General features: G+C 64.7%; 11 protein-coding genes. 7 read left to right on the top strand and 4 right to left on the bottom strand.

What is annotated here, in order from left to right; genetic code table 11:
• The first annotated feature begins 186 nt into the window (after positions 1–186).
• Genes ACZ0AV_RS22325 through glgB form a run of 3 tightly spaced genes read left to right on the top strand, consistent with a single transcriptional unit; the run spans position 187 to position 7,763 of the window.
• Positions 187–2,211, top strand: a complete 2,025-nt coding sequence (locus ACZ0AV_RS22325) for an alpha-1,4-glucan--maltose-1-phosphate maltosyltransferase (protein ID WP_499153039.1) — start codon at positions 187–189, stop codon at positions 2,209–2,211.
• A gap of 12 nt (positions 2,212–2,223) precedes the next feature.
• Positions 2,224–5,562 (top strand): maltose alpha-D-glucosyltransferase, encoded by a 3,339-nt coding sequence (gene treS, locus ACZ0AV_RS22330; protein ID WP_499153040.1) that lies wholly within the window; start codon positions 2,224–2,226, stop codon positions 5,560–5,562.
• Entirely contained in the window at positions 5,559–7,763 is a 2,205-nt protein-coding gene (gene glgB / locus ACZ0AV_RS22335; protein WP_499153041.1) for a 1,4-alpha-glucan branching protein GlgB, read from the top strand. Before treS ends, glgB begins: the two co-directional genes overlap by 4 nt.
• Positions 7,764–7,855: 92 nt before the next feature.
• On the opposite strand, the gene ACZ0AV_RS22340 is transcribed toward glgB, so the two are convergent.
• Entirely contained in the window at positions 7,856–8,140 is a 285-nt protein-coding gene (locus tag ACZ0AV_RS22340) for a hypothetical protein (protein ID WP_499153042.1), read from the bottom strand.
• Positions 8,141–8,367: 227 nt separating this feature from the next.
• Between ACZ0AV_RS22340 and ACZ0AV_RS22345 the strand changes: the two genes are divergently transcribed.
• The 3 genes from ACZ0AV_RS22345 to ACZ0AV_RS22355 all read left to right on the top strand — a co-directional run bounded on the left by ACZ0AV_RS22345 (position 8,368) and on the right by ACZ0AV_RS22355 (position 11,129).
• Positions 8,368–9,456, top strand: coding sequence for a DUF1615 domain-containing protein (locus ACZ0AV_RS22345; RefSeq protein WP_499153043.1), 1,089 nt, complete (start codon positions 8,368–8,370; stop codon positions 9,454–9,456).
• A gap of 180 nt (positions 9,457–9,636) precedes the next feature.
• The gene (locus ACZ0AV_RS22350; protein ID WP_499153044.1) at positions 9,637–10,476 is read left to right on the top strand and encodes an AraC family transcriptional regulator; all 840 of its coding nucleotides are present in this window, start codon (positions 9,637–9,639) and stop codon (positions 10,474–10,476) included.
• A gap of 47 nt (positions 10,477–10,523) precedes the next feature.
• On the top strand, positions 10,524–11,129 hold the full coding sequence (locus ACZ0AV_RS22355) for a LysE family translocator (RefSeq protein WP_499153045.1): 606 nt from the start codon (positions 10,524–10,526) through the stop codon (positions 11,127–11,129).
• Between the two features lie 52 nt (positions 11,130–11,181).
• Here ACZ0AV_RS22355 and ACZ0AV_RS22360 read toward each other — a convergent pair whose 3' ends face one another.
• The 3 genes from ACZ0AV_RS22360 to ACZ0AV_RS22370 are packed head-to-tail and all read right to left on the bottom strand — an operon-like array spanning position 11,182 to position 12,966.
• On the bottom strand, positions 11,182–11,871 hold the full coding sequence (locus tag ACZ0AV_RS22360; protein WP_499153046.1) for a GNAT family N-acetyltransferase: 690 nt from the start codon (positions 11,869–11,871) through the stop codon (positions 11,182–11,184).
• Between the two features lie 14 nt (positions 11,872–11,885).
• On the bottom strand, positions 11,886–12,347 hold the full coding sequence (locus ACZ0AV_RS22365) for a GNAT family N-acetyltransferase (protein WP_499153047.1): 462 nt from the start codon (positions 12,345–12,347) through the stop codon (positions 11,886–11,888).
• On the bottom strand, positions 12,340–12,966 hold the full coding sequence (locus tag ACZ0AV_RS22370; RefSeq protein WP_499153048.1) for an FMN-binding negative transcriptional regulator: 627 nt from the start codon (positions 12,964–12,966) through the stop codon (positions 12,340–12,342). Before ACZ0AV_RS22370 ends, ACZ0AV_RS22365 begins: the two co-directional genes overlap by 8 nt.
• A gap of 94 nt (positions 12,967–13,060) precedes the next feature.
• On the opposite strand from ACZ0AV_RS22370, the gene pdxR reads away from it, so the two are divergent.
• Positions 13,061–14,518: a MocR-like pyridoxine biosynthesis transcription factor PdxR gene (gene pdxR / locus ACZ0AV_RS22375; protein ID WP_499153049.1), complete on the top strand. Its 1,458-nt coding sequence runs from the start codon at positions 13,061–13,063 to the stop codon at positions 14,516–14,518.
• Positions 14,519–14,585: the final 67 nt, after the last annotated feature.

Genomic DNA, 14,585 nt, shown 5'->3' on the forward strand with positions numbered 1-14,585 from the left:
TCGCGGTTCCCCGCAACGATGCAGCCCCTGATTCGTCAGTGCCGGGTCACCCAATAACCCCACTGGCGGCAGGTGCGCGGATACCGCGTCACTTCCGCATTCAGGTACGCACTGTCGCGTACGGCCCATGGCATCGGCCATGGGGCAACAGCTTATACGCCTGCCAGGCGTGAGGAGCCCGTTTCGATGCCGTCTGCTCATCTGCAAACCCCCTATCTGCAAGAACCCGTCCGTCTGAGCCATCGTCAGTTGTCACTCGAGCAGGCGCTCGAGCTTCCACGCCTGGCTATCGAGGAGGTGCAACCGCAGGTTGAGCAGGGCCGTTTCGCGGCCAAGACGATTGCCGGTGACCCGGTCACCGTCAGCGCGCTGATTTTCGCCGATGGTCACGACAAATTGGCCGGTGAAGTGTTGTGGCGTGATGCCGGTGCGCAGGACTGGCACCGCGAGCCGCTGGCGTCTGTCGGCAACGACCGCTGGCAGGCGCAGATCACCCCGCAACGGGTTGGCGAAGTGGAGTTTCTCGTCGAGGCCTGGTGGGATATCTATGCCAGCTACTGCTACGAGCTGTCGAAGAAATTCGCCGCCGGGGTGACCATCAACCTCGAGCTGCAGGAAGGCGAAGCGTTACTGCGCCAGGCTGCCGAGCGCGCCGAGGGTGATCTGGCCACGGGCCTGCAGGCGCTGGTCGACGAACTGCTCGAACTGCAGAGCCTGGATGAGCGCGTGGCCTTGCTGCTGGCAACGGACACCCAGGCGGCGGTGCGTCGCGCCGAAGGGCATCCGCACCGCACCCGCAGCGCCGTCTACCTGCTCGACGTCGAGCGGCCGCTGGCGCGCTTCGCCAGCTGGTACGAGCTGTTCCCGCGCTCGGAGACCGATGACCCGAGCCGCCACGGCACCCTGCGCGACGTCATTCGCCGGCTGCCGAGCATCCAGGCGATGGGGTTCGATGTCCTGTACTTCCCGCCCATCCATCCCATCGGCACCACGCACCGCAAGGGCCGCAACAATTCGCTGAGCGCCGGCCCGGAAGATCCAGGCAGCCCCTACGCGATCGGCAGCCACGAGGGCGGCCATGACGCTATCCATCCGCAGCTTGGCACCCGCGAAGATTTCATTGCCCTGGTCGAGGCGGCCCGCGAGCATGACCTGGAGATCGCCCTGGATTTCGCCATCCAGTGTTCACCCGATCACCCCTGGTTGCAGCAGCATCCGGGCTGGTTCAGCTGGCGCCCGGACGGCAGCATTCGCCATGCGGAAAACCCGCCGAAGAAATACGAAGATATCGTCAACGTCGATTTCTATGCCCAGGACGCCATCCCCGAGCTGTGGCTGGCGTTGCGTGACGTGGTGCGCGGCTGGGTCGAACTGGGGGTTTACCAGTTCCGTGTCGACAACCCGCACACCAAGCCGCTGCCGTTCTGGGAATGGCTGATCGCCGATATCCGCAAAACCCACCCGCAGGTGATGTTCCTTGCCGAGGCCTTCACCCGCCCGGCGATGATGGCGCGCCTGGGCAAACTCGGCTTTACCCAGAGCTACACCTACTTCACCTGGCGCAACACCAAGGCTGAGCTGGAGAGCTACCTCACGGAACTCAACGAGGCGCCGTGGCGCGATTGCTACCGGCCGAACTTCTTCGTCAACACGCCGGACATCAACCCGCACTTCCTGCACCACAACGGCCGGGCCGGGTTCCTCATTCGCGCGGCGCTGGCGACCATGGGGTCGGGGCTGTGGGGCATGTATTCCGGCTTCGAGATCTGCGAGTCGCTGCCGGTGCCGGGCAAGGAGGAATACCTGAACTCGGAGAAGTACGAGATTCGTCCGCGCGATTACCAGGCGCCGGGCAACATCGTCGCCGAGATCGCCCAGCTCAACCGTATCCGCCGCCTCAACCCGGCCTTGCAGACGCACCTGGGCTTCCAGGCCTATACCTGCTGGAACGACAACATCCTGTACTTCGGCAAGCGCACCGCCGACCGCGAGAACTTCATTCTGGTGGCCGTGAGCCTCGATCCGCACAACGCCCAGGAGGCCCATTTCGAGTTGCCGCTGTGGGAGCTGGGGCTGGACGACGACGCCACCACCGAAGGCGAGGATCTGATGACCGGCCATACCTGGCAGTGGCATGGCAAGGTGCAATGGATGCGCATCGAACCCTGGCACCAGCCGTTCGGCATCTGGCGCATTCGCGTGGCGAGCTGAGGGAGTTACGCGATGGCACGCAAAGCCAAGGCCCGGCGCGGCACCTTTCTCGATGACCCGCAGTGGTACAAGGACGCGATCATCTACCAGGTGCACGTGAAATCCTTCTTCGATGCCAACAACGATGGCATCGGGGATTTCGCGGGGCTGATCGACAAGCTCGACTACATTGCCGACCTGGGCGTCAATACCCTGTGGCTGCTGCCATTCTATCCCTCGCCTCGGCGTGACGACGGTTACGACATCTCCGAGTACCGGGATGTCCACCCGGATTACGGGACCATGGCCGATGCCCGTCGTTTCATCGCCGAAGCGCACCAGCGTGGCCTGCGGGTCATCACCGAACTGGTGATCAATCACACCTCCGACCAGCATCCCTGGTTCAAGCGCGCGCGGGCCGCCAAGCCCGGCAGCAAGGCGCGTGACTATTACGTGTGGTCCGATGACGATGGCAAATACGACGGCACGCGGATCATCTTTCTCGACACCGAGAAATCCAACTGGAGCTGGGACGCCGAAGCCGGCCAGTATTATTGGCACCGCTTCTATTCGCACCAGCCGGATTTGAATTTCGATAATCCGCAGGTGCTCAAGGAAGTGCTGGGGGTCATGCGTTTCTGGCTGGACATGGGCGTCGACGGTTTGCGACTGGATGCCATTCCGTACCTGATCGAGCGCGACGGCACCAACAACGAGAACCTGCCGGAAACCCACGAGGTGCTGAAGAAGATTCGCGCCGAGCTGGACGCCAAGTACCCCGATCGCATGCTGCTGGCCGAAGCCAACCAGTGGCCCGAGGACACCCAGCTGTATTTCGGTGGCCAGGACGGCGGCCCCGGTGACGAATGCCATATGGCCTTCCATTTTCCGCTGATGCCGCGCATGTACATGGCCATCGCCCAGGAAGACCGCTTTCCGATCACCGACATCCTGCGCCAGACCCCGGAAATTCCGGATAACTGCCAGTGGGCGATCTTCCTGCGCAACCACGATGAGCTGACCCTGGAAATGGTCACCGACCACGAGCGCGATTACCTGTGGAACTACTACGCCGCCGATCGACGCGCGCGCATCAATCTGGGCATCCGTCGTCGCCTGGCGCCGCTGGTCGAACGAGACCGGCGGCGCATCGAGTTGCTCAATAGCCTGCTGCTTTCCATGCCGGGCACCCCGACGCTGTATTACGGCGACGAGATCGGCATGGGCGACAACATATTTCTCGGTGACCGCGACGGCGTGCGCACGCCCATGCAGTGGTCGCCGGACCGCAACGGCGGCTTCTCGCGTGCCGATCCGGCCAGCCTGGTGTTGCCGCCGGTGATGGATCCGCTCTACGGCTACCAGAGCATCAACGTGGAAACCCAGTCGCGCGATCCGCATTCGCTGCTCAACTGGACGCGGCGCATGCTGACCATCCGCAAGCAGCATCGGGCCTTCGGGCGCGGCACGCTGAAGATGCTCCGACCGAGCAATCGCCGCGTGCTGGCCTATGTGCGCGAAGCCACCGATGCCGATGGCAACCCGGAACTGATCCTCTGCGTGGCCAACCTGTCGCGTTCCGCCCAGGCGGTCGAGCTGGAACTGTCCGCGCACGAGGGCAAGGTGCCGGTGGAAATGGTCGGCGGTTCGTCGTTCCCACCGATTGGCCAACTGAACTACCTGCTGACCCTGCCGCCGTATGGCTTTTACTGGTTTCTGCTCGCCGAGGAGGCGCAAATGCCCAGCTGGCACGTACCACCGGTCGACCGTATGCCGGAGCTGACCACTCTGGTGATCAAGAAAGAACTGAGCGAGCTGTTGCAGCCACCGGCGCGCGGCCTGCTCGAGCAGGAGTCGTTGCCTGCCTACCTGCCCAAGCGTCGCTGGTTTTCCGGGCAGGCTGAAGACCTGCGCGAAGTGCGCATGCTCTATGCAATTCCCTTTGGTCGGGGCGATGATTTGTTCGTGCTCGGCGAAGTTGAGGTCAGCCGCGCCGGTGGTACCCGCGAGCATTATCAGGTTCCGCTGGGATTCGTCGGTGAGCACGAGGCCGGTAGCAGCGTGCCCCAGCAATTGGCCCTGGCGCGCTTGCGCCGTGGTCGGCAGGTGGGCCTGCTCACCGACGGCTTCACGCTCGACGGTTTCGTGCGTCAGGTAATGCGTGATTTGCAGCAACGCAGCGTAATGGCCTGGCAGGGCAGCGAGATCCAGTTCGTGCCGACGCCGAGCCTGGCCGCGCTGGGCGATCTCGTCGACGCCGATATCCGGCTGATTTCCGCGGAGCAGTCCAACAGCTCGGCGATCATTGGCGACCAGGCAGTGCTCAAACTGGTGCGGCGGGTCTTACCCGGCATCCACCCCGAATCGGAGGTTGGCGGATACCTGACCGCTGCAGGCTTCGAGCACATCGCCCCCTTGCTGGGTGAAGTGCGCCGGGTGGACGAGCAGGGCGTGCCACATACGCTGATGATCCTGCAGGGCTTCCTGAATAATCAGGGCGATGCCTGGCAGTGGACTCAGAACAACCTTGAACGAGCGATCCGCGATGAGCTGGCCGGCGGCCTTTCGCAGCAGGAAAACCAGTACACCGCACTGGCCGAACTGGAAACCTTTGCCGGGCTGCTGGGCCGCCGGCTCGGCGAAATGCACGTGGCACTGGGGCAGGCCAGCGACAACCCGGATTTCGGTTATCACGAAACCACCGAGGCCGATGTGGCAGAGTGGTCGAAGAACATCGCGGCTCAGGTCCACGAAGCCTTGACCGTGATTGCCGAGGGCCGCGGGCATATGCCGAGCGAGGCGGCCAACCAGGCCGATTGGCTGGCTGCCCGCCACGAACAGATCATCGCCCTGGTGGACGACCTGGCCAAGCGTTCGGCGGGTGGCATTCGCATGCGTGTTCATGGCGACCTGCACCTGGGCCAGGTGCTGGTGGTCCAGGGCGATGCCTACCTGATCGACTTCGAAGGTGAGCCGACGCGCACGCTGGACGAGCGCAGGGCGTTCTATAGTCCACTCAAGGACGTTGCCGGCATGCTGCGTTCTTTCGACTATGCCGCGGCGATGGCCATGCGCAATGCGCAGAGTGCCGATGTTTCCAGCGAAGCGGAAAACGCCCGGCAGACCATCGCCGGACTTTATCGCAGCCAGGCGCGCACGGCGTTCAACGAAGCCTATCGCCTGGCCGCCGCCGATTTGCCGCATGCCTGGCACGACCGGGAAGGTGAAGTGGCTGCATTGGCGCTGTTCTGTATCGAGAAAGCGGCCTACGAGATTCTTTATGAAGCGCGCTATCGACCCGATTGGCTGGAGGTTCCGGTTCAAGGGTTGATAGAGCTGACCACCTATTTGTTGGGGAGCGGTAAACGATGAGCAATGGAGAAACCGATCGCCAGGTCGCAGGTGTCGAGCGTACCGCCATCGAGGCCCTGATCAGGGCCGAGCACGGCGACCCGTTCGCGATTCTGGGCCCGCATGCGCAGGCTCACGGCGTAACGATTCGCGCCTACTTGCCAGGCGCCCTGGGTGTCGAGCTGATTCAGGCGGTAACCGGCGAGGTCGTTGGTGCTCTGGAGCATTCCAGCGTGCCGGGCCTGTTCAGCATTCGTGTCGAACAGCCGATTCCCTACCGTTACCGCATCCACTGGAGTTCCGGTGTTCAGGAAACCGAGGACCCATACGCATTCGGGCAACTGCTTGGCGAGATGGACCTCTACCTGTTCGCCGAGGGCAACCACCGCGAGCTCGGCAAGAGCCTCGGTGCTCAGTTGGTCACTCACGAAGGCGTGCAGGGCGTGCGTTTTTCGGTGTGGGCGCCCAACGCGCGGCGCGTCTCGGTAGTCGGTGGCTTCAACGGCTGGGACGGCCGTCGGCACCCGATGCGCCTGCGCCAGCCAAGCGGCGTCTGGGAGCTGTTCATCCCGCGCCTCGGCGCTGGCGAGGTGTACAAATACGAGATTCTCGGCCGCGACGGCATCTTGCCGCTCAAGGCCGACCCCATGGCGCTGGCCACCGAGCTGCCGCCGGCCACCGGCTCGGTGGTGTCCGCGCCGCTGCAGTTCGCCTGGCACGATGAGGACTGGATGCAGCGTCGCCAGGCGCAGCAGGGTTACCAGGCGCCCATGTCGATCTACGAGGTGCACGCCGGTTCCTGGCGTCACGAGGCGGGCGAAGAGAGCCGGGTGCTGAGCTGGAAAGAGCTTGGCGAGCAGCTGATTCCCTATGTCCAGCAACTCGGCTTCACCCATATCGAGCTGATGCCGATCATGGAGCACCCCTTTGGGGGGTCGTGGGGCTACCAGTTGCTGTCGCAATTCGCGCCCACGTCCCGTTATGGCAGCCCGGCGGATTTCGCGGCCTTCGTCGATGCCTGTCACCAGGCCGGCATTGGTGTGATTCTCGACTGGGTACCCGCGCATTTTCCCACCGATGCCCATGGCCTCGGCCAGTTCGACGGCACCGCGCTGTACGAATATGCGCACCCGTTCGAAGGCTTCCACCAGGACTGGGATACCTACATCTACAACCTCGGCCGTAACGAGGTGCATGGCTTCATGCTCGCGTCGGCGCTGCACTGGCTGCGCGCCTACCATATAGATGGCCTGCGTGTGGATGCGGTGGCTTCGATGCTTTACCGCGACTACTCGCGCAAGGACGGCGAATGGATCCCCAACCGCCACGGCGGGCGCGAGAACCTGGAGAGCATCGATTTCCTGCGCCACCTCAACGACGTAGTCACCCAGGAGGTGCCCGGTGCGCTGGTGATCGCCGAAGAGTCCACCGCCTGGCCAGGGGTCAGCCGGCCTACCCAGGAAGGCGGCCTGGGCTTTGCCTACAAGTGGAACATGGGCTGGATGCACGACAGCCTCAAATACGTTGCCGAAGACCCGCTGCATCGCCAGCATCATCACCATCAGCTGACCTTTGGGCTGCTGTATGCATTTTCCGAACATTTCGTGCTGCCGATATCCCACGACGAAGTGGTGCACGGCAAACGCTCGCTGCTCGACAAGATGCCCGGTGATCGCTGGCAGAAGTTCGCGAACCTGCGCCTGTACCTGAGTTTCATGTGGAGCCACCCGGGCAAGAAGCTGTTGTTCATGGGCTGCGAATTCGGTCAGTGGCGCGAGTGGAACCACGACCATGAACTGGACTGGTACCTGCTGCGTTATGGCGAGCACAAGGGGGTGCAGCAACTGGTCAGTGATCTCAACGGCCTGTACCGTCACGAGCCGGCGCTGCATCGCCTGGACGGCCAGCCGGAAGGTTTTGCCTGGCTGATTGGCGACGATGCCGGCAACAGCGTGTACGCATGGCTGCGTCAGGACGAGACCGGTGCACCGCTGCTGGTGGTGCACAACTTTACGCCCGAGCCGCGCAACGACTACCGCGTCGGTGTGCCCAGGGAGGGTGCCTGGCACGTGCTGTTGAACAGTGACGCCGAGCGCTATGCCGGCTCCAACGCCGGTAGCCAGGGTGGCCTGGTGGCTGAAGCGGTGGCCAGCCACGGCCAGCCACAATCGCTGGTGCTGGATCTGCCGCCACTTGGCACGCTGGTGATCAAGCCGCACTGAAACGAGTGAGGTGGCCCGCGATGTCCGGGCCACCCAGGGGGTGCTCAGTCGCTATCGCACAGGTGACGGCTTATGTGTACCTGTGCCGATACTCAGACGAAAGGCTGCGCGGCAAAACCGCGCGGTAGACGACTGCAGCCCGGCAGCTCGGTAAGGCGTTGCTGCCAGGCAGTACGCCAGTCGCTGCGCGGCTGGGCGGTTTTTGCTGCGCGAGCTGTTCGTCGAGCGGTGTTTCTGCTGTTTCTGCGCGCCTGCTTGTACACCTCGGTATTGCGGCAATTGCGGCATTTCACCTGGTTCAGTTCCTTGCTGGCAGCGAGTTTCTCGCCATGGGTGCCGCAGGCTAAATGACCGTCGATCTTGTAGTGGGTAACCATGAGTGGATCTCCCTTGCTCACGTCTATCCCGGAGCGAAACGCGCCCCTCGTCCGCAGACCTGGCCTTCCAGGCCTTCGTCAGCGATAGACCGCTTCGTTTGCCACTCGGTTCGATTCGCCCCTGCTGCGACGAACGCGCGGCGAGGCAGGCACAGGCCGCAAAAATTCGCGGACGCTTGGGCGCTGCCGTGGTCTGAGCTGCAACCCTGTCCCTCAAGGAGCGTTTGGTGAAGCCATGCTTGTTGCGTACCGCCGCCGCGCTGTTCACCCTGCTGTTGGCCGGTTGCGCCACCCAGTCGCAGGTGCCAGCGCCGAAACCTGCTGAAGTGCGAGCGGAGATAGTCCGCTTGCTGCCCGCCAATACCCGTGATCGCGAGGGCTGGGCAACTGATATCTACGCGGCATTCGCGGCGCAGGGGATTGCCCCGACCACCGAAAACATCTGCGCGGTACTGGCCGTGACCGAACAGGAATCGACCTTCAATGCCGACCCGCAGGTGCCGGGGCTGGCAAAGATCGCCCGGGCCGAGATCGACCGCCGTGCCGCGAGCCTCCACATTCCGCGCTTCATGGTGAATGCTGCCCTGAACATCGAGTCACCGACCGGAAAGACCTACCAGCAACGCCTGAACGGCGTGCGCACGGAGAAACAGCTCAGCGCTATCTTCGATGACTTCACCGGCATGGTGCCCCTGGGTCGCCAGCTGTTCGGCACGCTCAATCCGGTGCGCACCGGTGGGCCGATGCAGGTCAGCATCGCCTTCGCCCAGGCCAATGCCGACGACTATCCGTATCCGCCCGATGGCTCGATCCGCCGTGAAGTGTTCAGCCGCCGCGGCGGCATGTATTTCGGCATTGCCCACCTGCTCGGTTACCCGGCCAATTACCCGAAGCCGCTGTACCGTTTCGCCGATTTCAATGCCGGCTGGTACGCCAGCCGCAATGCTGCGTTCCAGCATGCGGTGAGCACCGCATCGGGCATTCCGCTGGCGCTGGACGGCGACCTGATCATTCATGGCAGCAGCAGGGCCGGTGCCACCGAGTTGGCTGTTCGCTCGCTTGGCGAGCGCCTGAACCTCAGCGAGCGGGCGATTCGCCGAGGGCTGGAGGAGGGCGATAGCCTGGATTTCGAGTCGAGCCGGCTGTATGAGCGGGTGTTCGCCCTGGCCGACGAGGTTGAAGGCAAGCCGCTGCCCAGAGCCGTATTGCCGGGCATCGTCCTGAAGAGCCCGAAGATCACCCGGCGCCTGACCACCGCCTGGTTCGCTGAACGCGTCGACAGTCGTCACCAGCGCTGCATGGCGCGCGCCCGCTGACGCACGGGCGCCATTACCCGGGTGATTGACGTGCGACATTCTGGGTAATGCATCTGCCTGGCGCTTTGCTCCTCGCCTCGATGAAGCGGCAGCGCGGCCATGGGCTGCACAAAAGTTCCAGAATGCCACGCAGCGGTCGGTTAGCATGGATGCCTGGCAACCCTTGGCGCTGGAGCACGCATGAGCGCGCAGAGTTGGGTCGACCTGGCCCAGGACGAAGACACCGGTATCGAGACCATTCGCGCACATTTTCGCGGGCATGCCTACGATCCCCACTGGCACGACGCCTACCTGGTCGGGTTCACCGAGCAGGGCGTGCAGCAATTCAATTGCCGCAGGCAACTGAACAGCAGCCTCGCCGGCCAGGTGTTTCTGCTCGAGCCCGGCGAGTTGCATGATGGCCATGCTCCGGAGCCGGAAGGATTCACCTATTCCATGCTCTACCTGGACAGCCAGTGGTTCGAGCGCGAGCTGCGCAGCCTGTTCGAAGAGGCGCCTGCCGACTGCCTGCCAGGTTTCAATGCGACCCTGGCCAGCGAGCCCCGCCTGCTGGCGGCAGTGTCCGCGGCCTTCGGCGCCCTGCATCGCCAGGAGATGCGCATGGTCAGGCAGAGCACGCTCGATGGCCTGCTGGTGCGCCTCACCGAGCAACTGCACTGGCGCCGGCGGCTCGACCCGGACCCGCGCCTGCCTTTGATGGCGCAACGCGCCCGCGACTTCCTGCATGACCAGCACACGCGCGATATCGGCCTCGACGACTTGGCCGCGGCCTGTGGCGTCGATCGCTTTCGCCTGAGCCGCGCCTTCAAGGCTGCCTTCGGCCTTGCCCCACATGCCTACCTGGTGCAATTGCGTCTGGCGCGGGCGCGGCATCTGCTGGCACGCGGCGAGCCGCCGGTGCAGGTGGCGGCCCTTCTCGGGTTTGCCGACCAGAGCCACCTGGGGCGCTGGTTTCGCCGCGCTTATGGGATCACTCCGGCCCATTACCAGCGCCGTTGCTCAAACCTTCCAGACGCCTGAGTCGGCGCCCGCGATCATCAGCCCTCGGACTGTCGTGGAGCCTGTTGATGAGTCAGTTGTTGCCGTTCATGTTGTTCGCCTTCGTCGCGTCCATCACCCCGGGGCCCACCAATGTGCTGGTGCTGGGCAGCAGTGCCCGCTATGGGGTTGCCGCGACCCTGCCGCTGGTGCTGGGCGCCTGCCTTGGTGCCGCGGCAATCGTCGTGGCGGTGGGGCTCGGCCTGGGTGAGCTACTGCAACGGAACCCACGTCTGCAATGGGCAATGGCCTGGTTCGGCGTGCTCTGGCTCAGCTACCTGGCGTGGCGGATCTTCAGCAGTCCGCCCGCTGCGCTGGACGATTCGGCGGTACAGGCCGGCGAGAAAAGACTCGGGCTGCTGGCGGGTGCAGCGCTGCAGCTTATCAACCCCAAGACCTGGATGATGGCCCTGGCGGTGGTCAGCGTGTTCGCCGCGCCCGGCCCCGGGCAGGCGATGCGGGTGAGCGTGCTGGCGGCGGTATTTCTGGCCATTTCGCTGCCGTGTCTGGGTTGCTGGGCTCTGCTCGGGCGCGGCGCAGCGCGGCTGTTCACCTCGGTGCGCGCCATGACTTGGTTCAACCAGGCCATGGCGCTGCTGTTGCTGGCATCGGCCTGGCTGGGGGCGCCGCTCTGAAGGCGTGCCCGCGGCCTGCTAGCAGCAGCGCCACCGAACTTGCCTCGCGAACCTACTGGCGGGGTTGGCGCAGTGCTTCCAGGCGCTGGCGCTGGCGGCCCTCGGCGTCGAAGTTGTCGGGCGCCAGCCAGCGCTGTAGCGCATCGCGGCGCTGCGCCCATTCGCTGTCGATGATCGAGAACCAGGCGGTGTCGCGGTTCTGCCCCTTGATCACCGCATGCTGGCGAAACACTCCTTCCTGGGTGAAGCCCAGTCGTCGGGCCGCGTGCCGCGAACGCTGATTGAGTGCATTGCACTTCCATTCCAGACGCCGGTTGCCGAGGCCATCCATGGCCAGGCTCATCAGCAGCCAGATAGCCTCGGTGGAGGCCGGCGAGCGTTGCATTACGCGGCCGAAGGCGATGTGACCGATCTCGATGCAACCATCCTGGGTGGCGATCCGCAGGAAACTGAGCAGCCCCACGGCGCGTTGCGCGGCTTTGTCGATCACGCAAAAGAACAGCGGATCGCTGCTGGCCTGGTTGGCTGCCAGCCAGGCATCGAAGGCGCCGCGTTGGGCAAACGGGCCGTAGGGCAGGTAGTCCCACAGGGCTGGATCGCTGCACGGGCCTTGCAGCGCATGCCAGAGATCGTCGCCGTGAGACGCGAGATCCAATGGCTCCAGTCGCACGTAGCGGCCCTCCCGCGTGGCACGCGGCGGTGGCGAGGCGGGTGTCCAGTCGAGCAGTGTGTTGTCGGTCATGCTCTGGCTCCTGTTCACAGTTTATGGCGGTATTGCACGAAGCCGGGGCGCTCGGCGATCCGGTCGTACAGCTGCATGGCGGTGGTGTTGCTCTCGTGGGTCAGCCAGTGCACGCGTGAGGCGCCGGCGAGGCTGGCCTGGGCGTAGACATGTTCGATCAACTGGCGCCCGACGCCAGCGCCACGCACCCGCTCATCGACGAACAGGTCCTGCAGGTAGCAGTAGTCACCGCTCGTCCAGCAGGAGCGGTGGAAAATCCAGTGCACCAGGCCGACGGCTTGCCCGTCATGCCAGGCAAGCGCGGCGTGCATCGGCTCGTCGCTTGCGAGGAAACGCCGCCAGGTCAGGTCACTGGTCGCGGCGGGTATGTCTGTGGCGTAAAAGTGCAGGTAGCGCTGCCAGAGGGGCCACCAGGCAGCGTGATCATCAGCGGTTACGGCGCGTATTTGCACGGTGAGTCTCCGGTTGTCAGTCATTCATGCGCTGCGCCAGGGCGCGGTCGCGTCGGTCGGTGCTGCTGTCGAGGCCATTGCGCACGCCCTGGCGATCCGCCTCGCTGCGGTTCTGGCCAAGCTTCCATTTGCCCTCCAGGCGCTCGATGGGCAGGGCGAAGCCGACGATGGCGCGCAACATGCCGTCGATGTAGTCGCGTGGGGCGTCGTCGAGGGTCCAGGGCAGTGGGCGCGGCTGTTCGTGGCGATTGGTCAGCTCGCCGAGCAGCGCCCGCAAGCGTTCGGCGTCGTCGAAGACCTCGGCGCGACCATACGCGTGCACGGCGATGTAATTCCAGGTTGGCACCACTTTGCCGTGCTCGGCCTTGGCCGCGTACCACGAGGGGCTCACGTAGGCGTCTGCGCTGTTGAAAATCACCAGCGCTTCACCGCCTTCGGCCAACAACTGCCCATGCGGGTTGGCCCGTGCCAGGTGCCCGTACAACGTGCCGCACGGACCCTCCTCGGGGCGCAGCAGCAACGGCAGGTGGCTGGCCAGCAGGCCGTTCTCGCCTTGGCTGACTAGCGTGGCGAGGCGGCAGTCACCGATTTCCCGGTGCAACTGGGCAATGTCGTTCTGGCGGAAAGCGGAGGGCACGTACATGGCGGGTTTTCCCTGAGAGTTCCGGCCTATGCTAGAACTGCTATTGGTCTGTTGTAAGATCCATTTCCAATGACTTTCATAAGGCCAATTCAGCGTGACGAACGCGCTTCTACCAGTCGATCTCTCGGGTCTTTCCCTGCAGCCAGGCCAGGGCCTGGCGCGGCAGCTCTACCAGGCCTTGCGTGAGCGCGTGCTCGATGGACGCCTGCCAGGCGGCACGCGGCTACCTGCCAGTCGGCAACTGGCCGAGCGCCTCGGCATTTCGCGCAATACCGTGAATCGCGCGCTCGATCAGTTGTATGCCGAGGGCTACGTGCAGGGGCGTGTTGGCGATGGCACCTACGTGGCCGACATTACTGCCAACCCGCAGGCGCAGACCGCCCAAGCGCCTGGCGCTGCGACCAGCAGCGCGTTGCAACTGCTTGCCGAGCATCACCTGCCGCCGCCCTTGCCCGGCCCGCCTCGTGCATTTCGGGTAGGGGTGCCGGCCTTCGATCTGTTTCCCTTCGAAACCTGGGCGCGCCTGTCGGCACGTTTCTGGCGCAGGCCGTCACCGGCGCGCCTGGGCTACGGTGACCCGGCGGGCGACGCGCAACTGCGCGAATTGATCGCGGCCTACCTGCGCAGCAGCCGTGGTTTGCAGTGCGATCCTGCGCAGATCGTGGTGACCTGTGGGTCGCAGCAGGCCATCAGCCTGTGTGCGCAGCTATTGATCGAGCCAGGCGATACGGTAGCCGTCGAGGACCCTGGCTATCGCGCCGCGGCCCATGCCTTTTCGATTGCCGGCGCGCAGCTGCGCGGCATCGCTGTCGACGGCGACGGCCTGGATGTGGGCGCGCTGGAACGATTGGCGGCCTGCAGGCTGGCTTACGTCACACCTTCGCACCAGTACCCGACCGGGGTGACGCTGTCGCTGCCCAGGCGCCTGGCGCTACTCGACTGGGCCGAGCGCAACGAGGCGTGGATCATCGAGGACGATTACGACGGCGAGTACCGCTACAGCGGCACGCCACTGGCGCCGCTGGCTGCGCTGGACCGCGGGCAGCGCGTGCTTTACGTCGGCACCTTCTCGAAGATCGCCTTTCCCGGCCTGCGCCTGGGGTATCTGGTGTTGCCAGCCTGCCTTGCCCGCGGGTTCGCACGGCGCCGTGCGGTGGATATCCGCCACTCGGAAATCGGTACCCAGGCGGTGATGGCCGACTTTATCGCCGGCGGGCATTTTCAGCGGCATATCCGCCGCATGCGTAACGCTGCCCGTACACGTCGCGATGCCTTGCTCGCCGGCTGGCCCGAGGCGCTGCCGGGTTGCCAGCCGTTGCCCAGCGTGCAGGCCGGCCTGCACCTGAGCGTGCGCTGCGACAGCCTGGCGCGCGAGCGTGAGCTGATTGCCAGGGCCGCCATTGGGGGCGTCGAGATCAACCCGCTGAGCATCCAATGGCTACCGGACGGCGAGACGCCGCCGGATGAGCGCGCCGGCCTGGTGCTGGGTTTCGCGGCGGTGCCCGAGGCGCAGATCGAAGTGGCGCTGCAGGCGTTGCGTGGTGTCTGGTAGGGTGCCTGTCCAGCGAGCCGCCGCATTTGCCCACGGCAGTCGAGGTGCCGCCTGCGCCAGTAGGTTC

The sequence above is a fragment of the Pseudomonas sp. AC532 genome (assembly GCF_979258965.1).